Origin of the sequence: Curtobacterium sp. MCLR17_055 (genome assembly GCF_003234305.1) — a bacterium.
Classification (GTDB): Bacteria; Actinomycetota; Actinomycetes; order Actinomycetales; family Microbacteriaceae; genus Curtobacterium; species Curtobacterium flaccumfaciens.
The window spans coordinates 21,835-45,381 of record NZ_QKSX01000024.1 but is presented as its reverse complement, the minus strand read 5'-3'; the positions used below and the strand labels follow the sequence as shown (position 1 = coordinate 45,381).

The window sequence follows — 23,547 nt, the reverse complement described above, 5'->3', positions numbered from 1 at the left end:
GGCCTGCGCGGAGGAGATCCCGAACGCGGCACCGCCGAGGACGAGGGCGCCGGTCGTGGCGAGGGTGATGGAGGTCTTGAGGCTCTTACGCATCGTGATCAGTCCTTTGCTGTTGTCGCGCTCGGCGCGGCTGCTGTGTGCGCGCCGAACACACCCTTGGCGGGGTGGAGAACCAGCGATGTGCGGCTGGTGAGCGCTCCGGGCGTTTCCCGGTCGTTGCAGGTGATTCGGCGTCGTCCGCCAGTCGGATTGGAACGATTTCTCCGGGCCTGCCACCCCTAGGCTCGGGTCATGCGGGGAACGACGATCCGACCGACCACGGAGGACGACTGGGAGTCCGTTCGGGCGCTGCGGCTGGAGATGCTCCGGGACACCCCGAAGGCGTACGGGGAGCGGCTCGCCGACGCGGAGCGGCTGCAGGAGCGTGACTGGCGTCGACGCGGCCGCCGTGAGCACGACGTCGGCGGGACGACCCTCGCCGCGATCGGTGCCGACGGCCGGTGGCTCGGGACGATGGGGGTGTTCGTGCCCGGCCCCCGGGTCGGGCCGCTCCTTGTCGGCGTCTACGTCGCTCCGTCGCACCGGGGCCGTTCCGCCGGTGTCGCCGATGCGTTGCTCGACGAGATCGAGGTGTGGGCGGCGGCGCACGGATCGGCCCTTCGGCTGCACGTGCACGAGGGGAACACCCGCGCGCAGGCTTTCTACGCCCGACGTGGCTACGAGCCGACAGGTGCGAGCGAGGCGTACGTCCTCGATCCGAGCGAACTCGAGCTCGAGATGATCCGGCAGCTGCGGGGATCGCTGTGAGCGGCGGGACGGCCGAAGCTGCCGGGGCTGCCGGGCCCGTCGTGCGGTGGCTGCTGTCCGACGTGGGCGGCGTCCTCGAGCTCGTCGATGACGCCGCCTGGCCCGGACGCTTCCGGGCGCGGTGGGCCGAGCGTCTCGGGATGACGACGGACGACTTCTCCGCACGCCTCGTCGCAGCGGACCTGCCCGACGCCTCCCGTCAGACCGGCGTCGTCGACCGGTACTGGGGCGCGATCGGGACAGCGCTCGACCTCGGGGCCGACCAGCTCGCCGTCATGCGGGCCGACTTCTGGGATGCGTACTGCGGAACGCTGAACCAGCCGTTGTACGACTTCTTCGCCGGACTCCGCGGAACGATCGGCCTCGCGATCCTGTCGAACTCGGGCGATGGTGCTCGCGAGGAAGAGGAGCGGCGCTTCCGGTTCTCGGCGGTGTTCGACCCGATCTGCTACTCCCACGAGATCGGTGTGAACAAGCCCGACGCCGAGGCGTTCCGGATCACGCTCGAGCGCTTGGGGGCGGACCCGGACGAGGTGTTCTTCGTGGACGACGTGCCAGAGAACATCGAGGCCGCACGTGCGCTCGGCATCGGGGCGCACCTGCACGTCGACACCGACGAGACGATCCGGGTGCTCGATGCGGTCGTGCGGGGGAGCGGCCGGCAGTGACCGTCGGCATCGTGTTCTTCGACGTCGACGGCACCCTCGTCAGCCCCGGTTCCAGCAGCAGCTTCCTTGCCGCCCGGCTCGGGCACCAGGGCACGCTCGACGACGCAGAAGCCCGCTACGCCGACGGCGATCTCACCAACCAGCAGGTCAGTGAAGTCGACGCACTCGGGTGGCGTGACACATCCGTCGCGACGGTCGACCGGTGGCTCGACGACCTGCCGGTGTTGCCCGGAACCGAGACCGTCGTCGCGTGGTGCCGTGCCCACGACGTCGAACCCGTGCTCGCGTCGCTCGCGTGGCAACCCGTGACCCGTTCCCTCGCGCGGCGGTTCGGGTTCGTCCCGAACGGCGGGCCCCGAGTCGGCGAGCACGACGGCGTCCACGACGGCACCGTCGCCGAGCACTTCGACGAGTTCGACAAGCGGGACCGGGCGCTCGCGCTCGCTCGCGACCTCGGTGTGTCGATCGAACACTGCTGCGCCATCGGCGACAGCCGCTCGGACATCCCGCTCTTCCAGGCGCTCCCCAGTGCGTTGGCGCTCAACGCGGGTCCGGCGGCACGTGCGGCCGCGAGTGACGCGATCGACGCGGACGACCTCTCGCGCATCATTCCCTGGCTCGACCGCTGGCTCCGGGAACTCGCCTGATCGATCGGCTCTGAGACGGATGCGGCATGATCGGTCCGTGCCTGATGTGAACCCGACCGCCGCGTACCGTGCCGCCCGCGATCAGCTCCTCGCCGCGGAGTCTCCCGAAGCGGCACGCGCCGGGTTCCGCTGGCCGGACGTCGGTGACACGTTCAACTGGGCGACCGACTGGTTCGACGTCATCGCGACCGACAACAGCCGCACCGCGCTCTGGATCGTCGAGGAGGACGGCCGTGAGCAGCGGTTCAGCTACGCCGAGATGGCCGCACGGTCCGATCGGCTCGCCGCGCGCCTGCACGGCTTCGGCGTGCAGCAGGGCGACCACGTCCTCGTCATGCTCGGCAACCAGCTCGAGCTCTGGGAGACCATGCTCGCCGTGATCAAGCTCGGTGCGGTCATCCTGCCGACGTCGACCATGCTCGACACGGCCGACCTGCAGGACCGCGTCGACCGGGGCTCAGTGGCGCACGTCGTCACGAACCGGAGCGAGACGCACAAGTACGACGACGTCCGCGGGTCCTTCACACGCATCGTCATCGGCGGTCCCGCTGACGGGTGGACGGAGTACCCGAGCGACCTGGGTGAGCCCGCTCCCAGTGATGAGGTCCGCCCCCACGTCGTCACCCGCACGACCGACCCGTGCCTGGTCTACTTCACGTCCGGCACGACGTCGAAGCCGAAGATGGTCGTGCACACCCAGACGTCGTACCCGGTCGGTCACCTCAGCACGATGTACTGGCTCGGCGTCCGGCCCGGTGACGTGCACCTGACGATCAGCTCGCCCGGGTGGGGCAAGCACGCCTGGAGCTGCTTCTTCGCGCCGTGGATCGCGGAGGCCACCGTGTTCATCCACAACACTGCGCGCTTCGACCCCGCCGCACTCCTCGCGCAGCTCGAGCAGGCCGAGGTCAACACGTTCTGCGCGCCGCCGACCGCGTGGCGGATGATGCTGCAGTCCGACCTCGGCGTGAAGCCGCGCGCGCTCCGTGAGCTCATCTCGGCCGGCGAGCCGCTCAACCCCGAGGTCATCGGCCGGGTCGAGGCAGCGTGGGGGCTCACCATCCGCGACGGCTACGGGCAGACCGAGACCACGGCGATCATCGGCAATGCTCCGGGCGCCGCCGTGACGCCCGGCGCGATGGGCAAGCCGCTCCCCGGCGTGACCGTGACGCTGCTCGACCCCGTCACCGGCGAACCGGGCGACGAGGGCGAGGTCTGCCTCGACCTCACCGAGCGGCCCGTCAACCTGATGGCCGAGTACCTCGGCGACCCCGACCGCACCGCCTCGTCGATGCGCGACGGCTTCTTCCACACCGGCGACATCGCCGTCCGCGACGCCGACGGCGAGCTGACCTTCATCGGCCGCACCGACGACGTCTTCAAGTCCTCGGACTACAAGGTGTCGCCGTTCGAGGTGGAGAGCGCCCTGCTGCAGCACCCGGCCGTGGCCGAGAGCGCGGTCGTCCCGGCACCCGACGATGCCCGTCTCAACGTCGTCAAGGCGTACGTCGCGTTGGCCACCGGATGGGAGGCGTCGGCCGACACCGCCAGGCAGGTCCTGGAGTACGCACGCACGGCTCTCCCCGCGTATGCGCGCGTCCGCCGCGTCGAGTTCGCGGAGCTCCCGAAGACCATCTCGGGCAAGATCCGCCGCGTGGAGCTGCGGGAGCGCGAGGAGCAGTCGGTGACCAACGGCACGCGCGCCGAGGGCGAGTGGCGCGACGACGAGTTCCCCGGCCTCCGAGCACCCCGCCCGCAGGCGAGCTGACCCGCACGGGCACCGAGGGCTCGGCACGTGGAACTGATCAAGGACGTCTCGCGCGGCGACTGGTTGCTGGCCCGGGCCGGCGCGTTCGCCTCGTTCGGCGGCGTCGCGGGCACCGGGTTCGAGGCGTACGCCCGGATCCTGCACCCGCTCCGAGCGGATCGCGAAGACCGGACGACCGTGGACGAGCACGACGAGCACCCGGTCCTCGAATCGGCCGAGTGGCGCTGGGCCGACGTCGCCGAGCGCACCCGTCGGACGATCGACCCGCTCGTGTCGTGGCAGACGCTCAGCGGTCGGGACGACGAGTCGGACCTGCCCTTCGACGACGGCTGGGTCGTCCATCCACCCGAAACGGGCTGGTACGAGCCGAAGCAACTCGCCGCGCTGACCGGGCTCCTCGCCGGGGCGACGTCGACGCCGGACGACCTGGTCGGGGCGGTCTGGGACGGATGGGGCGACTTGAACGCGTCGACGTTGGGCTTCGGGTGGCAGGGGAGCGGCGAGCCGACGGCGGCCGAGCGCGTGGAGATGCAGGCGCACATGGCCCGGGCCCAGGCGCAGCACCGGCGGGAGCAGGCTGCGCTCCGAGAGTCGCTCGCGGGTCCGCGCTTCCTGTGGCCGGCCCGCGAGTGCTTCCTGCTCTCCATGTCCCTGCCGCAGCTCAGCGACCCGTCCTGGACGGACGACGCCCGCGTGGGCACGTACGTCGATGTCGGGCACACCCCGCAGATGCTCTGGCCCGAGGGGCACGAGTGGGTGCTCGCCACCGAGATCGACTGGGACTCGACGATCGTCGCAGGCTCACGGTCACTCGTCGACGCGGTCCTCGCCGACGCCCGGTTCGAGGCGTACGAGGTCGACGCGGACGCCTCCCCGGGCTGATCAAACCGGCAGGGCCACCTCGGTGGTCACGCGCCGGACACTCCGGGTGGACGCGGCGACCACGGTGGCGACGACGATGACGACGGCGCAACCGACCAGGGTCGCGGGCGTGCCGACCGCGTGCGCCAGCGGTCCCACCAGGGCCTCGCCGAGCGGGACGGCGACGAACGACCCGACCATGTCGTACGAGTAGACCCGCGACAGCACGGCCCGGGGCACGTTCGACTGCAGCGCGTGGTCCCAGGCGATCGCGAACAGCTCGATGGCAACCCCGCCCAGGGCGAACGCGACGAGCAGGGTCGGCAGGGCCGGTGCGCCGGCGAGCGCCAGGACGGGGAGCGCGGTCACGGCCATCAAGGCGACGCCGATGCCGAGGGCGTGCCGTGGCCGCCACCGCAGCGCGATCAGTGCTCCGAATGCCAGGCCGACGGTCTGCGCCGCGACGACGAGTCCCCAACCCGCCCTGCCGAACGAACCGTCCGCGACCACCGGACCCAGCACGGTCGTGGCACCGACGAAGGCTGCGTTGAGCACCGCGAACTGGGCGACCACCGTCCAGACCCAGCGCCGTCCCGAGAACTCGACCCATCCCTCCCGGATGTCCGCGATCACCGACGGGCGGTCGGCCGGCGCGACGGACGTGCGACGTGGCAGTCGGATCCGTGCGTACAGGGCTGCAGCGACGGCGAAGCCGGCCGCGTCCACCGCCAATCCCCACCCGGCGCCGACGAGCGCCACGATGCCGGCGCCGGCGGAGGCCCCGACGATCGTGCCGGCGTTGATGCTCAACCGGATCACGGCGTTCGCCGGACGGAGCAGTGCCTCGGGCACGGTCTCGGGGACCATGGCAGCGGTCGTCGGCAGGCTGACCGCGGCGACCGCACCGTTCAGGATGCTCAGAACGACGAGGAGCGGGACGGTCGCGGTGCCCGTCAGGACGAGCGCGGCGACGGCGCCCTGCGTCAGTGCGGCACCGAGCGACGTGCCGACGAGCACGACGTCACGGGGGAGACGGTCGGCGATGACCCCGCCGAACAGCAGGACGGCGACGTTCGCGACCGAGCGTGCGGCCACGACGAGGCCGAGGTCGACGGGCGAGCCGGTGAGGTCGAGGACGGCGAACGCCAACGCGATCGGGGCGACGGCGTTGCCGAGGATGCTCACCGTGCGGGCGGCGAGCAGCCAACGGAACGGCGCGTGCCGGAGGACGCCCGTGGTCGGCGTGCTCACGGTCGCCGCATCGGGAACATCGAGACGGTCATCGACACCGGAACGGTGCCCGGGGTGCGGGGGCGCTGCGCTGCGGCGTGGAGCAGGGCGGAGGCCTGGCCGACGTGATGCACCACGCGACGCCACGTCTCGGGGCCGACCCACAGTTCGGCGTCGGTGGAGACGCCGGGCCCCGTAGTCCGCTGTCGCACGCGTCGCCGGAGCTCCTCGACCTGCGCCTCGACGTAGACGAGCTGGTCCTCGACCGGGACGTCCTCGGCGCCGCTGTCGGATCGGGCGTCGGGGTCGAACGCCTGCGACGACGACTCGTGCCGGTACCGCTTCGCCTCGCCGCCCCGGAGCCGGACGACCTCGACGACGGCGACCAGCCCGGCCCGTTCGAGGACGCGCAGGTGGTAGCTCGCGGTCGCCTGCGAGAGCCCGAGTTCCCGTGCGGCCTCGGCCGCGCTCATCGCGGAGCTCGTCACCAGCGACAGCAGGCGGAGCCGTATCGGGTGGGCGGTCGCCCGGAGGGACTGGAGGCTGGACATGCGCCCATCCTTCGTCCCCACACCCGGCACCGTCAAATGGCCCTTTGGGGGTTGTTCGGACCGATCTGCGCGCCGGCCTTTCGCCTCCAGCGACACCTCACGGCCGGCAGCAAGCGTGAACTGTCGCCCCGCGCGAAAACCCGCGCGACGCCGGCCCCGCGGCCCACCCGCGCGAAAACCCGCGCCCCCCGCGCCGCCCCCGCGTCACCCTGTGGGAGCACACATCTCCCCCCAGCGGCGGACGCGGCGCCGACGGCCCCTCCCGTAGCGTCGAGGCCGTGATCGAAGTCAGCCATCTCACCAAACAGTACGGTCCGAAGACCGCCGTGGACGACGTCTCCTTCGTCGTGCGTCCCGGCAGTGTGACCGGCTTCCTCGGGCCCAACGGCGCCGGGAAGTCCACCACGATGCGCATGATCATGGGGCTCGACCGGCCCACGTCGGGCACAGCCACCGTGAACGGCCAGCCCTACACGAGCTTCCGCGACCCGCTCCGGCAGGTCGGCGCCCTGCTCGAGGCGAAGGCCGTGCACTCGGGGCGCAGCGCCTACAACCACCTGCTCTCGCTCGCGGCGACCCACGGCATCCCGAAGTCCCGCGTGCACGAGGTCATCGACATGACCGGCCTCGACTCCGTCGCGAAGAAGCGCGTCGGCGGGTTCTCGCTCGGCATGGGGCAGCGTCTGGGAATCGCTGCCGCACTGCTCGGCGACCCGAAGACCCTGATCCTCGACGAGCCCGTCAACGGCCTCGACCCCGACGGTGTCGTGTGGGTGCGTCAGCTCGCTCGCCGCATGGCCGCCGACGGCCGCACGGTGTTCCTCTCCAGCCACCTGATGAGCGAGATGGCGCAGACCGCCGACCGCGTGGTCGTGCTCGGCCGAGGCAAGGTCCTGGCCGACGCCCCGATCGCCGAGTTCGTCGCCGGTGGCGGCGCCGCTGCCGGCACCGATGCCGCCGTCAGCCGCGTCATCGTCCGCACGCCGGACCCGAACGGCCTGTTCACCGCCATCGGCCCGAACGCCGCGGTCACCCAGCGCGAGGACGGCTCGTTCCTCGTCGTCGGGCCCGACGCACCGACGGTCGGCAACATCGCCGCACAGGCCGGCGTCCCCCTGCACGAACTCACCCCGACCGGCGCGAGCCTGGAGGAGGCCTACATGGCCCTCACCCGCGACGACGTCGAGTACCGATCGGAGGGCACCCGATGAGCGCCACCACCTCGCCCACCACGCCGTCGACCCGGATGTCCGGCTCGACCCGCCTGTCGTTCCCGCACCTGGTGCGGAGCGAGTGGATCAAGCTGCGCAGCATCCGGTCCACGTTCTGGTGCTACGCGATCCTGGTCGTCCTCACGATCGGCATGGCCGCGCTGATCGGGGCGAACACGAACAGCGGCGGCCAGGAGCTGCCGACGGACGTCGCCAACGGCACCTTCGTGAACGCCAACGCCGTGGGTGTCCTGCTCTCGTCGCTCGTCGTCGGCGTGCTCGGCGTCCTCATCATCACCGGTGAGTACGGCACGGGCCAGGTCCGCTCGACCTTCACCGCAGACCCGCGGCGCACCGGCGTGATCCTGGCGAAGGCCACCGTCCTCGCCATCGCGACCTTCGTCGTCAGCGCCGTCGCCACCTGGATCGGCGTCCTCATCTCGCTCCCGCTGCTGGCCGGCAACGGTGTCGAGCCGGAGCTCGGGGACCCGTCGGTGTTCCTGCCGATCCTCGGTTCGTCGGTCTTCCTGACCCTGCTGGCGCTCCTCGCGTACGGCATCGGTCTGCTCGTCCGGTCGAGCGCCGGCGGCATCGCGATCACGCTCGGCCTCCTGCTGGTCGTTCCGGGGGTGCTCGCACTCATGAGCGGACTGATGAAGGTCGACTGGCCGATGGACATCGCGGCGTTCCTGCCCGACTCGGCCGGCGGCCAGCTCTACGCCTACTCGTACGACGGCGCGAGCACGGTCGACAACAGCGGGGTCGTGCTGAACGGCTGGGGCGGCTTCGGCGTCCTCGCCGCCGAGGTGCTCGTCGTGGGTGGCCTCGCCCTGACGCTCGCGCGCCGTCGCGACGTCTGACGCGACCACCCCACGGCCGGGAGGCGCGGTGCCAGCCGGCACCGCGCCTCCCGTCGTTCCGCGGTGCGGGTCCATCGCGTCACTAGGCTCACAGCGTGCGCTCCGTCCCCGCCCTGCTCCTGCCCGCGATCGCGAGTGTGCTCCTGTTGGCCGGCTGCGCCGGTCCGCCGCCCGTCGACGAGGCGGCGCTGTCCGCCTGGGAGAAGCGGCAGCGAGCAGTCGAGTCGAACACTGAGCTCGGCGCCCTGTTCGCCGCGGTGTCGCCCGGTGACGACGACAGTGACGCACCGGGCACGGGCGTCACCATCACGTTCCCGCACCCGGAGTCGGTCGACCACCTCGAGTTCTCGTGCTTCGGGGACGGGCACATGAGTGGCTCCTTCACCATCGGGTCGGCGGGCGCCTCGCAGACCCAACCGACAGAGCCGATGGCTTGCCGGGAAGGTTCACAGCGGATCGACCTTCCAGCGGAGCTGCGTCGCCGGGCGGACAGCGTTTCCTTCAACGGGTTCGACAGCGACCGCGACAGCGCCTGGTACGTCCGGATCATCGCCACCGAGCCCGTCGAGGACTGACCGACCGAGCGCTCAGGACCGCCGGACGTCGTACCGGTGCAGGGTGACGCCGTTGTCGTAGCGCTGCTGCTCGAATAGGTCGAGCTGCACGAGCGGGCGGTGCCCCGAGCGCGGCGGATCGAACAACGGGCGGCCGGCGCCGAGCACCGACGGGTGCGTGAAGAGCATGACCTCGTCGAGCAGCCCGGCATCGAGCAGCTGACTGGCGATGCTCGGTCCGCCCACGCCGATGTCGCCGTCGCCGGAGGCACGGATCGCGGCCAGCTCGGCGATTGCGTCGCCGTCGCCACCGATGACCCGGGTGTCGTGGTCGGCGACCGTCCGGGTGCGGGACACCAGGATCTTCGGCTGCGCGGTCCAGATCTCGCCGTACTCGCGCAGGTACTGCGGCATCGACTCGTCGTGCCGGGCATCCGGCCAGAACGGGTCCATCATGTCGCGCACCACCCGGCCCTCGACGGACAGGGTCATCGCGGCGGCGCGGGCGTTGAACTCGCGGTGCAGTGGCTCGTCGATCCGGATCCAGTCGGGTCCGTCCAGGCCGTCGTGCTCGCCGGGGGCCCGTTCGACGAACCCGTCGACGGAGACGTTGATCCAGTAGACGAACCTCGCGGGCATGGCATGACTCCTTCGTCGAGCCGAGCGTACGCTCGCGCACGTCGCCAGGCGACACCCGCAGTCCCTCAAGCAGCACCTTCCTCAACGACGAGAGCAGGTCCGGCATGCGCCGATCGTCCACCGCACTCCTCGCCGTCGTGACGTTCCTCGGCGTCGCGACCACGGGCCTCCAGGCCGCACCAGCGGACGCGTCCGCGGTGCCGGGCGGGACCACCCGGGCGACCACCTCCACGACCGCAGCGTCGAGTGCGGCCAGCCGGCACGGCCGCGCGGCGCCCAGCCACCAGAACCCGGTCGCGCTCAGCCTGCCGGACGGGCAGACGGCGGCGAGCTGCGCGGACCCGACCGTGATCCACGGAGCCGGACGCGACCGCAACTGGTACCTGTACTGCACCACCGACGCGCTCACCGCGACGGAGCAGAACCCGGACGGGTCCCTCGTGCAGCACGCGGTGCCCACGTACCGGTCGACCGACCTGACCCACTGGACGTACGTGAACGACGCGTTCCCGACGAAGCCCGCCTGGGTGGGTGACGCGAACGGGATCTGGGCGCCGGACGTCGTGTACCGCGCCGGAGACCGCGGCCGGGCCGGCACCTGGTACCTGTACTACGCGGCATCGGACACCCCGTCGGCGACGGGCCCGAGCGGCGGCGGCTCCGCGGTCGGGGTGGCGACGAGCTCGAGCCCGACGGGGCCGTGGAAGGACTCCGGCGGACCGGTCGTGGCACCGCAGACCGCACCGAACGGCGACGGAGCACGGTGGGCGTTCGACCCCGAGGTCATCACGGCCAAGGGCACGACCTACCTGTACTTCGGCAGCTACTTCGGCGGCGTGAACGTCCGACGCCTCAGCGCCGACGGACTGCGCTCCGACCCGTCGACCGAACGGCAGATCGCGATCGACAACCGCTACGAGGGCGCGTACCTGATGCGGCACGGCGGTTGGTGGTACTTCATGGGCTCCGCCACGAACTGCTGCAGCGGTGCTCTCACCGGCTACGGCGTCTTCGTCGCCCGGTCGCGCAGCCCGCTCGGACCGTTCACGGACCGCGACGGCGTGGCGATCACGAGCACCCGGGTCGGTGGCACGCCCCTGCTCGCGCAGAACGGCAATCGTTGGGTCGGGACCGGCCACAACACCGTGGTCACCGACTTCGCCGGGCAGGACTGGATCATCTACCACGCGGCCGATCGCAACGACCCGTACTACTCGGGGCAGCCGACCTACACGAAGCGGCCGGCGCTGATCGACCCGCTCGACTGGCAGGGCGGCTGGCCGGTCGTCCGCGGTGGTGCCGGGCCGTCCGACACGGTGCAGCCAGGGCCGGTCGCGCAGCCGGGGCAACGGCCGACGTACCGGGCGTCCACCGCTCCCGTCGATGTGCCGGGGCGGACGATCCGGGCACTGTCGACCTCGTTCGACGGTGCCGCGCTGCCGGGGGCGGAGCCCGGAGCGCTGCCCAGAGCGCTGCCTGCCCAGCTCGCCTGGACGCGTGAGCCCGACCCGTCCACCTGGACCGTCGCCGACGGCACGTTCCGCTGGCAGACGCAGGACGCCGACATCCACCCGCCGGCGACGCCGCTCGCATCGGTGTTGTCCGAACCGGCACCCCGTGGGGACTACGTGCTCCAGACCACGGTCGGGGTGGACACCCCGGCGACCGGCGACGGCCTGAACTACGTGCAGGGCGGCCTGATCGTCTGGGGTGACGACGGCAACTACGTCCGCCTCACCTCGAACTCGATCTTCAACACGCGCCAGACGGAGTTCGGCAAGCAGGTGTCCGGGCAACCGGCCGGGGCGCCGAGCTACGGCAACATGGTCGTCGGTCCGGTCGGGGACACCACCACGCTCCGGATCGTCCACCGCGAGGTCCGGGGTGAGGACCGGTACACGGCCTACACGAGCCTGGACGGGCGGCACTTCGTCCGGGGCGGGACCTGGACGGCGGACCTCGGCAGCGCACCCCGCGTCGGGCTCATCTCACTCGGGGGCCCCGGCTTCACCAGCACCTTCGAGGACCTCCGCGTGAGCACGGCCGCGACGCGTCGCTGACGGGGCGGTCGGGTGGCGCCGGGATCGCAAGACACCGGTGTTCGCACGTTGAACCGCAGTCTGCGCGTGTTCGACCCGCGAACACCGGTGTCTTGCAGGCCGGCCGGCCCCCGTTCAGCCGGAGAACGACGTCGGCGAACGAGATACCCGTCGGGATGCGAAGATGCATCGTTGGTGCCGGAGCCGAGAACGAGGGTTGGATGATCCCGACGGAAGACCACGACGCGAGCGCGCCGCTGCTCGACGGTCGGTACCGCGTGGAGCAAGCGATCGGCCAGGGCGGCATGTCCGTCGTCTACCGGGGTGTGGACGAGAGCCTGCACCGCCCGGTCGCGATCAAGCTCTTCCACGCGGGCATCGTCGACATCGCCCGCCAAGAGGCCGAACTCGGCGTGCTGGCGTCGCTCGAGCACCACAACCTCGTCAGCCTGCTCGACGCCGGAGTCGTCACCGGGCAGGACGGCACGCAGCAGCGCTACATCGTGATGTCGCTCGTCGTCGGACAGGACCTCGAGGAGCGCCTGGCCGTCGGCCCGCTCGCCTCGCGGCACATCGCCGAGATCGGCTACGACATGGCCGAGGCGCTCGACTACATCCACGCCCACGGCGTCGTGCACCGCGACATCAAGCCGTCGAACATCCTGCTCGTCGACTACGGCAACGGTTCCGACCGGGCCCGGGCGCGCCTGACCGACTTCGGCATCGCGCTCGCCGCCGGTGTCGAGCGCCTGACCGCCGACGGCGTCACCACCGGCACCGCGGCCTACCTCAGCCCCGAGCAGGCGCGCGGCGGCGAGGTCGGCCCGCCGAGCGACGTCTACTCGCTCGGCCTCGTGCTGCTGCAGTGCTTCACCCGCCGCCGGGAGTTCCCGGGCTCGCTCGTCGAGTCCGCCGTCGCCCGGCTGTCGCGCGACCCCGTGGTCCCCGAGCCCCTGCCCGAGCACTGGAAGCACCTGCTCCGTGCCATGACCGCGCAGGACCCCGCGGCCCGTCCGCTCGGCGCCGAGCTGGTCACGATGCTCCGCGACGTCGTGATCGCCGAGACCGCCACGGCCGACCACGTGGTCGAGCCGACTGACGAGACGGCCCCGGTACCGACGCGCCCCGAGACGGACCGCCCGGCAACCCTCGACACCCTGCCCGACGAGTCGCTGCAGCGCACCACGGCGATGGCGGCCCGGCTCTTCGACGCACCGATCGCCCTGGTCGAGGTCCTCGACGAGGACCGCGAGTGGTCCCAGTCGTACATCGCCGAGGGCGTCGACGAGGCAGCCCGCAGCATCAGCTTCCGCAACGGCTTCGCCCCGGTCCCCGTCCCCGTCGTGATCCCGGACGGCTCCGCACACCCCGAGATGCGGAACAGCCCCCTGGTCACCGGTCCGCTCGGCATCCGCTTCTACGTCAGCGTTCCGCTCGTCAAGCACGACGGCGCACCGATCGGCACCCTCGCCGTGCTCGACACCCGCCCGCGGCAGGCCACCGAGGACGACCTCGCGAACCTCCGCGACCTGGCGGCGCTCGCCGTCTCGCAGCTCGAGATCCGCCAGGAGTCCCTCCGCACGACCAGCGACTCGCTGCCGGTCCCACGGGTGGTCGGCGACCACACCGCCTGACGGGAGGCCCGGTGCCAGCCCGCACCGCGCCTCCCGACCGTGTGATGGTCGCGCCCACCGCCGCGCCGACGCCGTCCGCCGAGCGGTCACGCCCCGTCGGCTGACGCGCTCCCGCGCGACGGCCTGTGACCGCACGGCCACCTGCCAGCGGTGTGTCGTGACCACTCGCGGATCCGATGCCCGGCTGACCGACTCCCGCCGAGCGGGCGGAATGCCCGGGTGCCTCCGCGAGCCGACTCGGGTGTTCCGCCCGTTCGTGGTGGTGGGGGTTCGCTCGCGTCGGCTGGCGCTGCCGAGCGGGCGGAATGCCGGGGTGGTTCCGCGCGGCCACCGGGGTGTTCCGCCCGTTCGCGGTGGTGGGGGTTCGCGCGGGGCGGGTGACGCTGCCGAGCGGGCGGAATGCCGGGGTGCCTCCGCGCATGAACCCGGGTGTTTCGCCCGCTCGTGGGGGCGCGCTCAGCCGAGGCGGGTTGCGGCGAGGCCGCCGTCCACGTCGATGGTGGCGCCGTGCACGAAGGTCGCCTCGTCGGAGGCCAGCCAGCGCACGGCGAACGCGACGTCGACCGGCCGGACGGGTGCGCCGGCCGGGGTGCCCGCCGTCATCTGCGCGAGGACGTCGTGCGAGTCCGCGTTGCCCGGCGTCGCGGTGGCCCCGGGCGACACGGTCGACACCCGGACGCCGTGCGGTCCGAACTCGGCGGCCCACGCCCGGGTCAGCTGCTCGACGGCCGCCTTCGTCGCCGGGTACAGCGCCGTGAAGGGGACGCCGACGCGGGACATCCACGAGCCGATGTTCACGACGACGCCCGAACCGCGTTCGACCATCGCAGGCGCCAGCGCTCCGACCAGCACGTGGGGTGCGCGGACGTTCGTGGCCCAGAGGGCTTCGGCGTCGTCGTCGGCGAGCAGTGCGGTGGGGCCGACCGGGTAGACGCCGGCGTTGTTGACGAGGACGTCGACCCGGCCGCCGAGGGCCTCGGTGGCGCGGGCGGCGAGGTCGCGGACGGCATCGGGGTGGGTGTTCAGGTCGCCGATCACGGCCACGGCGGTTCCTCCGGACGCGGTGATGGCGTCCACCACTGCCTGCGTGCGCTCCGGGTCGCGGCCCGCGACCGCGACGGTGGCGCCGGAGGCGGCGAGGACACGGGCGACGGCTTCACCGATGCCGCTCGAGGCGCCGGTCACCAGCGCGGTCCGGCCGGCCAGTCGGTCGTCGGTGGTCAGGGAGTCGAGGAGTGCTTCGTTGGTCTGCATGCTCCGATGCTCGGTCCCGCGTGCCTCGTGGAGATTGCCCAGGACTCCGGAGTGCTTGCCGGATCCCGCACGGGCACCCCTCGCGTCGGATGCCTCGACAGAATGGGCACATGGACGACGTCACCTCGGACCGGCTGGACCGTGCGCTGCAGAGCGTCCTCGCCCACCTCGACGACACGGAGCGCGCCGGACGACTCGGCCTCCGCCTGGCCCAGGTGGACCGTCCGACCGACCTCGGGTACCAGCGCTACACGCCGTCGGTGTCGCTGGTGCTCGCGGGGCAGAAGCGGTCCATCGTCGGGGACGACGACCAACTCTGGGGCCGCGAGCGCTTCATCATCACGCCCGTCGACCTGCCCGTGATCGCCGGGGTGGTCGAGGTCGAACCACCCGCGGGGTTCGTCGCGGTCGTCTGGCAGCTCGACCCTGCGGTGGTCGCCGAGGTCGCGACGGCGATGTCCCGCCCCCACCAGGACGAGGCGCCGCCGGCACGACTCGGCAGCTGGACCCCAGCCCTGGCGGACGCGTTCGCCCGGCTCGTCGGACTGCTCGATGCTCCGGAGGACATGGCGGTCCTCGCCCCGCTCGTCACCCGCGAGGTCGTGCTCCGGCTGCTGCAGACCGACCAGGCACCGCGCATCCTGGCCGCGATCGGCAACCGCGACGGCGACGTCGTCGCAGCGGCCACCGCCCTGCTCACCGACCGGTTGGCGGACCCGTGGTCGGTGGCCGGCCTGGCCGCGGCGGTCCGGACGAGCGAGTCGACACTGTTCGCGCGCTTCCGGCAGGTCACCGGGATGAGCCCGGTGCAGTACCTGCGGCGGTTGCGGCTCGGAGAGGCCCGGCGGCGGATGATCGTGCTCGGTGACACCGCCGCACAGGCTGCGGTCGCGGTGGGGTACCGGAGCGCCTCGCACTTCTCGCGCGACTACCGCGCGCTGCACGGTCGGCCACCGGCTGCCGATGCCGGTCGGGCCCGCGAGCTGCTCGCGCGGGGCGAGGTCGCGATCGCCTGACCTGCCAGCGTGATCGTCAGACCGCCCCGCGCGGTCAGTCGGACGGATGACGCGGGCGAGTCCGGGCAGGCCCTACTGTCATCGATGCGGGCGACGACCGTCGCCGCGGAGAGGACCGCTCGTGTTGACGAACGTGTCGGGAGCACACGCCGTGGTGCTCCTCGTGCTGCTGGCGCTCGAGGCCGTGGCGCTGGTGCAGGTCTGGCGCGACCGTCGCCGGACGCAGGTGGTCAAGGTGCTGTGGACGGTGATCATCCTCGCGCTGCCCGTGATCGGCGTGCTGGGGTGGGCCGTGAACTGGCTGCTCGGCAAGGCTGCGGACGCGCTCCAGCGCCGGAACGCCTGACGCGCGTCAGTCCTCGGTGAGGGCCGCCGCGTAGGCCCGTACGGACCGGTGGTACCGGGGGAGCGTCGGCTCGACGGCTTCGATCGCGACGCGCAGGGCCTCGGCGGAGCGTCCCGCGCTGTGCAGGGCGAGCGCGAGGAACACCTTGGGTGCCGCTCCGGTGGCGGAGTGCTCCGGCGCGTCGCGGAGCATCGCGATGGCCTCGTCGATCCGACCGAGGTTGCGGAGCGTCGAGGCGTGCTGGACGACCATCCTGGCGGCGCGATCTGGGTCGACGGCGTCCAGGCCAGCCGTGGTCGCGGCGGCGTACTGCACGTCGGCCTCGGCCTCGTGGCCGCCCGAGTCGAAGGCGCCGCCGAGCTCGAACGCGCCGAGTGCGGGATGCGGAGCGTCGGCGGCGAGGTCGCGCATCCACTCGATCCGCTGCTGATCGTCGATCGTCTCGTCGTCCCACAGCGCCGCGACGCGTGACTCCCAGTCCCCGGTGCTCATCCGGCGAGCGTACCGCCGTCGGTGATCGTCGCGCGGAACGAGCGGACCAGCGGTGCGCCGGGCTGCACGACGGCGGGGGAGTCCCACGCCAGGGCCGAGCCGATCGCGGGGTACTCCTCGGCGCGGACGAACCAGGGATCGTGGTGGTCGAGGGCCTCGATGCGGATGGTCGCCGGACCGCCGTCGAACACCGCCGACCAGGCGATCCAGGGTGCGACCGAGCCGTGCACGGCGGCCTCGCCCTCGGCATCGGCGGTCCGGATGACCGCTCCCGTGCACTCGGGGAACCGCCAGAAGAAGCCGCCGTAGCCCGCTCCGGTCCGGCCGTTGCTGCCGGGGCCGCCGAGGTGCACGGGGGAGTCACCGGGGGCCCGGAACGACGACGACCAGGACAGTTCCCACCCGGCTCCGACCGAGCGCCAGCGCAGGGTGCGGTCCTCGTGCAGGACCACCGCGCGGTCCGGACCCCGCCAGACCAGCTCCTCCGTCGACCCGAGTCCGTGCTGCGCGGCGTGCACGACCTCGACCGACCCGTGGTCGTCGCGCCAGACGTAGCCGGGGCCGTGGACGTAGGTCCGTCCGCCCCAGCAGTTCACGCCGTCGACGTCGGGGATCGCGACGCCGACCCCGCAGTGCCAGTCGTGGTCGCCGGGGTGGTGCGCGCTGACGACGGTGCCACCGAGGGTCCGGACCAGGTGCAGGTACGGCCGAGGGGACGACGTGGCGATCGTGCCGGCCCCGTCGCGTTCGACGGCGACCGTGACGTCGTCCACGCGGAGCTCCTGCAGCGTCTCGTCGCGGGCCGTGTGCGCCCACGGTGCCCCGACTTCCGAGAACAGCGCGCGGGCGTCGGCGGTGCGCTCGATCGTGGCCTCGACGCCGCTCACCACGGGGCGCCGGGTCGGCCCCTCGCCCTCCCACGTCACCCAGGGGTGGTCGAGCTGCACGGGTTCGGTCGTGCGGACCGCCTCGAGCACCTCGACGAACGCTCCCGTCGAGACGAGCGGCACGAGCAGTTCGTCGCCGCGCAACCGGTGCGCCAGCAGGTTCTCGAGCAGGTCGGTGCGCTCCAGGTGCGTGGTCGCGCCGTCGATCGTGACGTCGTCCGTCGTGTAGTGCAGCACGCCGTCCCCCGTCGCGCCCCGCACCCGCACGGTCGGCGGGACCTCGGTCGTGGCGCAGAGCGTGAGCGCGGCAGCGGCTTCGAGGCCGGCGGTCGTGGTCACCCGGACGGCCGAGGTGTCGTCGCCCTCGATGGCGTTCGCGCGGTACAACTCGACCTCGACCCGCGCGACGTCGGCGGTCCGGCGGCACCCGACGAGCGCCAGGGCCGTCGCCACGGCGTGGGCGAGCGGGTTGGTGACGACGCCGTCGAGCACGTCCACGCCGCCGACCCGACGGCGCCCCGCCCAGGGGGAGCGGTCCCAGTACGCCCGGTCGCGGGTCCACGTGCCGACGGCGGCCGCAGACCGGACGGCACCGACGAGCGCCCCGTCACGGAACGCCGGCAGCGCGGCGGAACCGAGGCTCTGGAACCCCACCTGCACGACCCTGCCGGTCCGACGTTCGGCCTCGAGCAGCACGTCGAGGGCGTCGCGCGTGGTGACCGGGGGCTTCTCGAGCAGCACGTCGGCGCCGGCGTCGAGCGCATCGAGGGTGAGCGGCAGGTGCGCCGCGATCGGAGCCGCCACGACGACGACGTCCACCGGTCCGAGCCTGCGCGCCGCTGCCACGTCGGCCACAACGGGCACACCGGCGTCGGCGGTCGTGCCGAGCGCGGGGTCGACGACGGCGGTCACCGTGCAGACCCCTGCTGCCACGAGCCGGTCGATGTTCGCGCGGTGGTGCAGGCCGTAGCCGCGGGCTCCGACGAGCACCACGCCCGGCAGCGTCACCGGCCCGTCCCGATCACGATCCGTGTCGAGCCAGGGGCTCGCCCGGTGACGTGGACGTGCTCACCCTGCGGACGGTCGGTCCCGCCGAGGAACGCGTAGTCCTGTCCCGGGGCGTAGCGCGCCGGCTGGCCCGGACCGGCGCCGTTGCCCGGGCCGAACGTCACGACGTCGGCCCCGACGCGGTAGCTGCCGGTCCCCTCGGCCAGGACCCGCTCCCCGGTGACGGCGTCGGTCTCGACGCCCGTGAGGGTCCCCCCGGCGCGGAACGTCAGCTGCAGGGACCACGGCACCTCGGCCCCCTCGGTCACGACGTCGACGACGACGGCGTCCGGGGTCACCGCGACGTCGACGGTCGTGCTGAGGACCACCGTGTCGACGGACCGGGCGCCGAACGACATGGCGGCGGAGAACCGGCCTTCGTCGGCGAGCGGGTAGCAGCCGTCCGGCTGGCGAGCACTCGCGGGCAGTGGCTGGTGGTAGCCGGCGGACACGGTCTCGGTCAGCCGGAACCGTCCGTCGCCCAGGGACTCGAGTGCGGTCGGTCGGAACGGTCCGAGGCCGAAGAACTCCCGCGAGAGCCGCACGTCGGACAGCACGACCGACCCGACGACGACCCGCAGGAACGTCGGGCTGTTCGCCAGCCCCGACCGCACGTGGCCCTGTGCCGGGACGTCGGAACCGGCGAAGAGCACGACACTGCGGTCGGGCTCGCGGACGTGCACGAGCCGTGCGTCGGCGAAGCTGTGCACGGCCGGCGCCAGGGCGACGGGTTCCGGCAGCGGACGCTCGAGCAGTGGATCGGTCATCGACCGCGCGGCGACGGCGGCGGGCTGCCAGGTCTCGGCCACGGCGGCGCGGGCGGCGACCGCGGCCAGGTCGCCCCGGCCGTCGAGCACCGCGAAGTGCCAGAGCAGCGGCGCGAACGTCCCGATCCCGAAGGGCTGTGACTGGTCCTGCCGTCGGGACTGCACGGTCTCGACGGTGTCGTCCGGCAGCAGGAGCGCGAGCGTGGCGTCGAGCGAGCGGCGCACCGGGTCGAGCAGGGCGGGTCGGTCGAGCACGGCGGCGAGCACCAGGAACGACGGCCCGGACACGGCGGACGCGTAGTTCGGGCTCCGCTCCGACCACAGACCGTCGGCGTCGATGTCCGGCCCTTCGGCCAGCCACGCGTCGATGCGGTCCAGCAGTGCCGCCGCCGGGTGGAGTCGGTGCACCCGGGCGAGGGCGGCTGCGATCTCCCACCGGTGGTTCGGGGTGTGCACCCCACCGGTGAGCAGTGCGGGGGTCGCCCGGTGCACGATCGCGTCGAGGTCGTCGGCCAGCGCGGCCGCTGCCGGCACCGTCGCCCGGTGCGGTGCGAGCAGTTCGAGGGCGTCGCAGACGTCGTTGACGGTGAACGCGGAGTCCGGCGGGGAGAGCACGTTGTCGCCGCCGACGAACGTGCCGCCGGGCGACTGCCGGGTCGCGAGGTGCCGGACCCAGCCGTGCGCGGTGGCGAGGTCGTCGTCTGCGGGGTGAGCCGGGCCTCCAGGCCGTTGCCGGACCCACGCGCCGACCAACGCGAGCGCACGCGCCATCAGTTCCCGGTGCTGCAGCGTGGCCGGGTCGTCGTCGGCCAGCCGCAGGCGGGCGACCTCGGCGTCGGCAGCCGTGCCGGCCAGGTCGAGGAACCCCATCAGTCCTTCAGACCCGCGTTGAGGTCGGCGCCGTTCACGTACTTCTGGAACACCAGGTAGAGCAGCACGAGCGGGATGATCGAGATGACGGAGGCACCGAGCAGGACCGTCCAGTTCACGTTCTCGGCACCGACGATGCTCTGCAGGGCGATCTGGATCGTGAACTGCTTCGGGTCGTTGAGCACCAGGAGCGGCCAGATGTAGTCGTTCCACCGCCACTGGAACGAGAAGATCGCGAGCGTCAGCATGATCGGGCGGGAGATCGGCAGCATGATCCGCCAGAAGATCCCGAACTCGCTCGCACCGTCGATCCGGGCCGCTTCGACCAGGTCGTCCGGCACGGTGATGAAGAACTGCCGGAACATGAAGATGCCGGTGGCCGTGATCACCGACGGCACGATGATGCCGGCCAGCGAGTCGTACATGCCGAGGTCGCGGATGACGATGAACGTCGGAGCGAGGATCACCTCGGTGGGGAGCATCGTCGTGGCGAGGATGCAGACGAAGAACACCTTCAGCCACCGGTTGTCGTACTTCGCCAGCGCGTACCCGGTGGCCGCACTCGCCAGGACCGTCAGCACCGTGGTGACCAGGGCGACGATCACGGTGTTGCCGAAGTACTGGGCGAAGTCGTAGCTGGACCACGCCTCGGCGAAGCCCTCGACCGACCAGTTCTTCGGCAGCAGGGTGAGCGGGTACGAGAACAGCTCGCCGCCCGGCTTGAACGCGCTGAGCACGAACCACAGCACCGGGAACCCGAACGCGATGATGAACACCCAGAGCAGGGCCGTGGCGGCGATGGCCTGGGGACGCGGCGTGGTGTCCACCGCCTTCGAGCGGCCGGCCCGTCCGGCCCGACGGCCGCTTCCGGTCTTGTCGGTCTCGGTGGGGAGCGTGGCGGTCATCGACGTGACTCCGTCCGGCGGTTCACGGCCAGCTGGATCAGCGCGATGGCCATGAGGATGAGCATGAGGACCATCGACGCCGCGCTCGCGTAGCCGATGTGGGCGTTCTGGAACCCGTTCGTGTAGATGTACTGCACCAGCAGGTTGTTGTCGGTGCCGGGGCCGCCGCCGTTGAGCGCCTGCACGGTGGCGAACTCCTTGAACGCACTGAGTGACGACAGCAGGATCACGATGAACGACGTCGGCGCGATGCTCGGCAGGGTGATGTAGCGGAACTGGTGCCAGGCGCCGGCGCCGTCGAGCGACGCGGCCTCGTAGTACGACTGCGGGACGTTCCGGATCGCAGCGACGAACAGCAGCATGTTGAACGCCGCCCCTGCCCATGCGGTGGCGAAGACGACGACCAGCAGCGACAGGTCGGCGTTCGACTGCCACGGGACGGCCTTGCCGCCCAGGGACTCGATGACGAAGTTGGCCAACCCGAAGTTCTCGCCGAACATCCACCGCCAGATCACACCGGTGACGATGGGGGAGATGAGCCACGGGACGAAGAACACGATGCGGGCGACGCTCCGGCCCTTCGCCGCGGGGCTCGTGAGCATGAGCGCCATCGAGAGCGACAGGACGAAGCCGAGCGGCACGGCGACGATCGCGTACAGGAAGGTGCGACCGAGGGCGGCGTAGAAGGTGTCGTCGGCGAACAGTTCGAAGTAGTTCGCCAGGCCGACGAACTTCGGGTCGACGACGCCGTTGTAGTCGGTGAACGAGTAGCCGAGGCCGATCACGGCGGGCCACACGAAGAACACCACGAACAGGACGGCGTTCACGCTGACGAACAGGATCGGGGCGAGGACGGGCTTGCTGACGCCGGAGCGGCGGCGCTTCGTCGTCTTCGCGGCTCCGGGCCGGCGGGGCGGCACCGGGATGGGGACGGCGGTCTGCACGTCACCGGCTGCGGTGGGGATGCTCACGATGATCCTCTTCGTTCGTCGCTTGCGGGGGGAGCGGACAGGGCGCGGGGCGCGGGGCGCGGGGCGCGGGACGCGGGGCGCGGGACGCGGGGCTCGGGCCGGGCGCGTCCACGCCCGGCCCCGTTCCGTCACCCCACGTGCTCCTCGTAGTACTTCGTGATCGTGTCGAGCGTCTCCTTGGCCGACTGCTGCCCGTTGATGAGCTTGCCGACCTCGGCCGTGGTCGGGTCGGTGCCGATCTCCTTGCCCTCGACCGCCCACTCCGACGCTGCCTTGGCGTACGAGCTCGAGATCGGGTCGGCCGCCTCGATCTCCTTCTGGTACAGCGCGAAGGAGTCCTTGGCTGCCTGCGACTTGAACGGGTAGGTGATGTCCAGTCCGGACTCGACCGGCAGGAACCCGTTGGTGGTCACGAGCTTCGCGTAGTTCGTCGGGTCGTACATGTAGTCGATGAACTTCTTCGCGGCGGCGCCGCGGGTATCGGAGTTCTCGAACCCGACGATGTTGCCGCCGTAGTTGATCTCGGTGGCGTGGGTCGGGTCGGCCGGGGTGGCGGCGCTGGCCCAGTCGAAGTCGGTGATGTTCGACGCGAAGTCCGACGACTGCCAGACACCGGAGAAGTACGCCACGACCTGGCCGCTCTTGAACAGGGCGTTCGGGTCCTGGCCGCTCGTCCACACCGACTTCGGCATGACCGAGTCGTCGTTCATGTCGGCGAAGTCCTGCAGGGCGTCGACGGTCTTCGCGTCGGTGGGGAAGGAACCGTCCTTCTCCTGCTGCATGAAGTCGGTGCCCTTGGTGAACATGTAGGCCCGCAGGCGCGACGGCGACGAGTCGAACACCAGGTCGTACTTGGCGCCGGTGTCGGCCTTCACCTTGTCGGCGGCGTCGAGGAACTCGCTCCACGTCCACGCCTTCGCGGGGTCGGTCGGGTACGCGACGCCGGCCTTGTCGAACAGCGACTTGTTCACGAACAGTCCGGCCGCGGTGACATCGGACGGGATCGAGGTGACCTTGCCGTCCTCATCCTTCGCGATGAGGTCCTGGTCGATCCCGTTCGCTTTGTCACTGACGATCGAGGCGAGGTCGACGGTCTTGCCGCTCCAGATCGGGTCGATGCCCGCGGCCCGCACCACGTCGGGCAGCGAGTTCGCCTGCGCCGACTCGCGCAGCTTGGTCTGCAGGCCGTCGTACGGCAGGTTCACGATCTTCACCGCGACGCCGGTCTGCTTCTCGTAGGCGGTCGCGAGGTCCTGGTAGCCCTTCTCCTGCGCGGACGAGGTGGAGAGCCAGAAGGTCAGCTCGTCCACCTTGCCGCCGTCCCCGGACCCGCCGGAGGCGCAGCCGCTCAGGAGCGCGAGCGCGGCGATCCCGCCGGCGAGTGCGAGCATTCTCTTGGATGACTTCATCGTCACTGCTTTCGTTCGGGACCACGTGCATCTGCCGTGGGCGAGCGTTCGGGGTGTCTCGGCCGAGGACCCCAGGTCTACACGACCCCCGCTGTTCTGGCAAGCGCTTTCCTG

General features: G+C 71.8%; 22 protein-coding genes. 12 read left to right on the top strand and 10 right to left on the bottom strand.

The genetic code is table 11. The annotated features are described in order from the left end of the window. The first annotated feature begins 291 nt into the window (after positions 1-291). Genes DEJ09_RS16775 through DEJ09_RS16755 form a run of 5 tightly spaced genes read left to right on the top strand, consistent with a single transcriptional unit; the run spans position 292 to position 4,772 of the window. Positions 292-807 (top strand): N-acetyltransferase, encoded by a 516-nt coding sequence (locus DEJ09_RS16775; RefSeq protein WP_111089318.1) that lies wholly within the window; start codon positions 292-294, stop codon positions 805-807. Next, positions 804-1,475: an HAD-IA family hydrolase gene (locus tag DEJ09_RS16770; RefSeq protein ID WP_111089317.1), complete on the top strand. Its 672-nt coding sequence runs from the start codon at positions 804-806 to the stop codon at positions 1,473-1,475. Before DEJ09_RS16775 ends, DEJ09_RS16770 begins: the two co-directional genes overlap by 4 nt. Beyond that, positions 1,472-2,122 (top strand): HAD family phosphatase, encoded by a 651-nt coding sequence (locus DEJ09_RS16765; RefSeq protein WP_111089316.1) that lies wholly within the window; start codon positions 1,472-1,474, stop codon positions 2,120-2,122. Before DEJ09_RS16770 ends, DEJ09_RS16765 begins: the two co-directional genes overlap by 4 nt. Positions 2,123-2,141: 19 nt before the next feature. Then, the gene (locus DEJ09_RS16760) at positions 2,142-3,890 is read left to right on the top strand and encodes an AMP-binding protein (RefSeq protein WP_111089315.1); all 1,749 of its coding nucleotides are present in this window, start codon (positions 2,142-2,144) and stop codon (positions 3,888-3,890) included. Between the two features lie 27 nt (positions 3,891-3,917). Beyond that, on the top strand, positions 3,918-4,772 hold the full coding sequence (locus DEJ09_RS16755; protein ID WP_111089314.1) for a hypothetical protein: 855 nt from the start codon (positions 3,918-3,920) through the stop codon (positions 4,770-4,772). Here the strand turns inward: DEJ09_RS16755 and DEJ09_RS16750 are convergent, their stop codons facing one another. Continuing rightward, a complete protein-coding gene (locus DEJ09_RS16750) occupies positions 4,773-6,002 on the bottom strand; it encodes an MFS transporter (RefSeq protein WP_111089313.1) in 1,230 nt (409 codons plus the stop codon). Next, the gene (locus DEJ09_RS16745; protein ID WP_111089312.1) at positions 5,999-6,532 is read right to left on the bottom strand and encodes a helix-turn-helix domain-containing protein; all 534 of its coding nucleotides are present in this window, start codon (positions 6,530-6,532) and stop codon (positions 5,999-6,001) included. The genes DEJ09_RS16750 and DEJ09_RS16745 overlap by 4 nt, the downstream gene beginning before the upstream one ends. A 278-nt stretch (positions 6,533-6,810) precedes the next feature. Here DEJ09_RS16745 and DEJ09_RS16740 point away from each other — a divergent pair, with 278 nt between their 5' ends. The 3 genes from DEJ09_RS16740 (at position 6,811) to DEJ09_RS16730 (ending at position 9,178) form a co-directional block, all read left to right on the top strand. Continuing rightward, the gene (locus tag DEJ09_RS16740; RefSeq protein WP_111033997.1) at positions 6,811-7,743 is read left to right on the top strand and encodes an ABC transporter ATP-binding protein; all 933 of its coding nucleotides are present in this window, start codon (positions 6,811-6,813) and stop codon (positions 7,741-7,743) included. After that, positions 7,740-8,603, top strand: a complete 864-nt coding sequence (locus DEJ09_RS16735; protein WP_111089311.1) for an ABC transporter permease — start codon at positions 7,740-7,742, stop codon at positions 8,601-8,603. Before DEJ09_RS16740 ends, DEJ09_RS16735 begins: the two co-directional genes overlap by 4 nt. 95 nt (positions 8,604-8,698) lie before the next feature. Next, positions 8,699-9,178 (top strand): hypothetical protein, encoded by a 480-nt coding sequence (locus tag DEJ09_RS16730; protein WP_111089310.1) that lies wholly within the window; start codon positions 8,699-8,701, stop codon positions 9,176-9,178. A gap of 12 nt (positions 9,179-9,190) precedes the next feature. On the opposite strand, the gene DEJ09_RS16725 is transcribed toward DEJ09_RS16730, so the two are convergent. Further along, entirely contained in the window at positions 9,191-9,796 is a 606-nt protein-coding gene (locus DEJ09_RS16725) for a dihydrofolate reductase family protein (RefSeq protein ID WP_111089309.1), read from the bottom strand. A gap of 104 nt (positions 9,797-9,900) precedes the next feature. On the opposite strand from DEJ09_RS16725, the gene DEJ09_RS16720 reads away from it, so the two are divergent. Both DEJ09_RS16720 and DEJ09_RS16715 read left to right on the top strand, forming a co-directional pair. Further along, the gene (locus DEJ09_RS16720; protein WP_111089308.1) at positions 9,901-11,856 is read left to right on the top strand and encodes a family 43 glycosylhydrolase; all 1,956 of its coding nucleotides are present in this window, start codon (positions 9,901-9,903) and stop codon (positions 11,854-11,856) included. 200 nt (positions 11,857-12,056) lie between these two features. Beyond that, positions 12,057-13,469 carry a GAF domain-containing serine/threonine-protein kinase gene (locus DEJ09_RS16715; RefSeq protein ID WP_111024859.1) on the top strand — a complete coding sequence of 471 codons (1,413 nt, stop codon included), beginning with the start codon at positions 12,057-12,059 and terminating at the stop codon, positions 13,467-13,469. Between the two features lie 456 nt (positions 13,470-13,925). Here DEJ09_RS16715 and DEJ09_RS16710 read toward each other — a convergent pair whose 3' ends face one another. Then, positions 13,926-14,723, bottom strand: a complete 798-nt coding sequence (locus tag DEJ09_RS16710) for an SDR family NAD(P)-dependent oxidoreductase (RefSeq protein ID WP_111089307.1) — start codon at positions 14,721-14,723, stop codon at positions 13,926-13,928. Between the two features lie 110 nt (positions 14,724-14,833). Here DEJ09_RS16710 and DEJ09_RS16705 point away from each other — a divergent pair, with 110 nt between their 5' ends. After that, positions 14,834-15,739: an AraC family transcriptional regulator gene (locus DEJ09_RS16705; RefSeq protein ID WP_111089306.1), complete on the top strand. Its 906-nt coding sequence runs from the start codon at positions 14,834-14,836 to the stop codon at positions 15,737-15,739. A gap of 133 nt (positions 15,740-15,872) precedes the next feature. Further along, entirely contained in the window at positions 15,873-16,085 is a 213-nt protein-coding gene (locus DEJ09_RS16700; protein WP_258373938.1) for a PLDc N-terminal domain-containing protein, read from the top strand. A gap of 6 nt (positions 16,086-16,091) precedes the next feature. Here the strand turns inward: DEJ09_RS16700 and DEJ09_RS16695 are convergent, their stop codons facing one another. The 6 genes from DEJ09_RS16695 to DEJ09_RS16670 form a co-directional block, all read right to left on the bottom strand. Beyond that, positions 16,092-16,577 (bottom strand): tetratricopeptide repeat protein, encoded by a 486-nt coding sequence (locus DEJ09_RS16695; protein WP_111040129.1) that lies wholly within the window; start codon positions 16,575-16,577, stop codon positions 16,092-16,094. After that, positions 16,574-18,457: a DUF6807 family protein gene (locus DEJ09_RS16690; RefSeq protein ID WP_258373937.1), complete on the bottom strand. Its 1,884-nt coding sequence runs from the start codon at positions 18,455-18,457 to the stop codon at positions 16,574-16,576. Before DEJ09_RS16690 ends, DEJ09_RS16695 begins: the two co-directional genes overlap by 4 nt. 11 nt (positions 18,458-18,468) lie before the next feature. After that, positions 18,469-20,148, bottom strand: a complete 1,680-nt coding sequence (locus tag DEJ09_RS16685) for a hypothetical protein (protein WP_111089303.1) — start codon at positions 20,146-20,148, stop codon at positions 18,469-18,471. Beyond that, positions 20,148-21,053: a carbohydrate ABC transporter permease gene (locus DEJ09_RS16680; protein WP_258373936.1), complete on the bottom strand. Its 906-nt coding sequence runs from the start codon at positions 21,051-21,053 to the stop codon at positions 20,148-20,150. Before DEJ09_RS16680 ends, DEJ09_RS16685 begins: the two co-directional genes overlap by 1 nt. Continuing rightward, the gene (locus DEJ09_RS16675; RefSeq protein ID WP_220034952.1) at positions 21,050-22,024 is read right to left on the bottom strand and encodes a carbohydrate ABC transporter permease; all 975 of its coding nucleotides are present in this window, start codon (positions 22,022-22,024) and stop codon (positions 21,050-21,052) included. The genes DEJ09_RS16680 and DEJ09_RS16675 overlap by 4 nt, the downstream gene beginning before the upstream one ends. A gap of 128 nt (positions 22,025-22,152) precedes the next feature. Continuing rightward, positions 22,153-23,433: an extracellular solute-binding protein gene (locus DEJ09_RS16670; RefSeq protein WP_258371408.1), complete on the bottom strand. Its 1,281-nt coding sequence runs from the start codon at positions 23,431-23,433 to the stop codon at positions 22,153-22,155. Positions 23,434-23,547: the final 114 nt, after the last annotated feature.

Excerpts from the sequence above, each read along its gene's own strand:
- DEJ09_RS16775 (WP_111089318.1), top strand. The coding sequence starts at position 292 with ATGCGGGGAACGACGATCCGACCGACCACGGAGGACGACTGGGAGTCC.
- DEJ09_RS16760 (WP_111089315.1), top strand. The coding sequence starts at position 2,142 with ATGCGGCATGATCGGTCCGTGCCTGATGTGAACCCGACCGCCGCGTAC.
- DEJ09_RS16745 (WP_111089312.1), bottom strand. The coding sequence starts at position 6,532 with ATGTCCAGCCTCCAGTCCCTCCGGGCGACCGCCCACCCGATACGGCTC.
- DEJ09_RS16735 (WP_111089311.1), top strand. The coding sequence starts at position 7,740 with ATGAGCGCCACCACCTCGCCCACCACGCCGTCGACCCGGATGTCCGGC.
- DEJ09_RS16725 (WP_111089309.1), bottom strand. The coding sequence starts at position 9,796 with ATGCCCGCGAGGTTCGTCTACTGGATCAACGTCTCCGTCGACGGGTTC.
- DEJ09_RS16720 (WP_111089308.1), top strand. The coding sequence starts at position 9,901 with ATGCGCCGATCGTCCACCGCACTCCTCGCCGTCGTGACGTTCCTCGGC.
- DEJ09_RS16715 (WP_111024859.1), top strand. The coding sequence starts at position 12,057 with ATGATCCCGACGGAAGACCACGACGCGAGCGCGCCGCTGCTCGACGGT.
- DEJ09_RS16710 (WP_111089307.1), bottom strand. The coding sequence starts at position 14,723 with ATGCAGACCAACGAAGCACTCCTCGACTCCCTGACCACCGACGACCGA.
- DEJ09_RS16705 (WP_111089306.1), top strand. The coding sequence starts at position 14,834 with ATGGACGACGTCACCTCGGACCGGCTGGACCGTGCGCTGCAGAGCGTC.
- DEJ09_RS16695 (WP_111040129.1), bottom strand. The coding sequence starts at position 16,577 with ATGAGCACCGGGGACTGGGAGTCACGCGTCGCGGCGCTGTGGGACGAC.
- DEJ09_RS16685 (WP_111089303.1), bottom strand. The coding sequence starts at position 20,148 with ATGGGGTTCCTCGACCTGGCCGGCACGGCTGCCGACGCCGAGGTCGCC.
- DEJ09_RS16680 (WP_258373936.1), bottom strand. The coding sequence starts at position 21,053 with ATGACCGCCACGCTCCCCACCGAGACCGACAAGACCGGAAGCGGCCGT.
- DEJ09_RS16670 (WP_258371408.1), bottom strand. The coding sequence starts at position 23,433 with ATGAAGTCATCCAAGAGAATGCTCGCACTCGCCGGCGGGATCGCCGCG.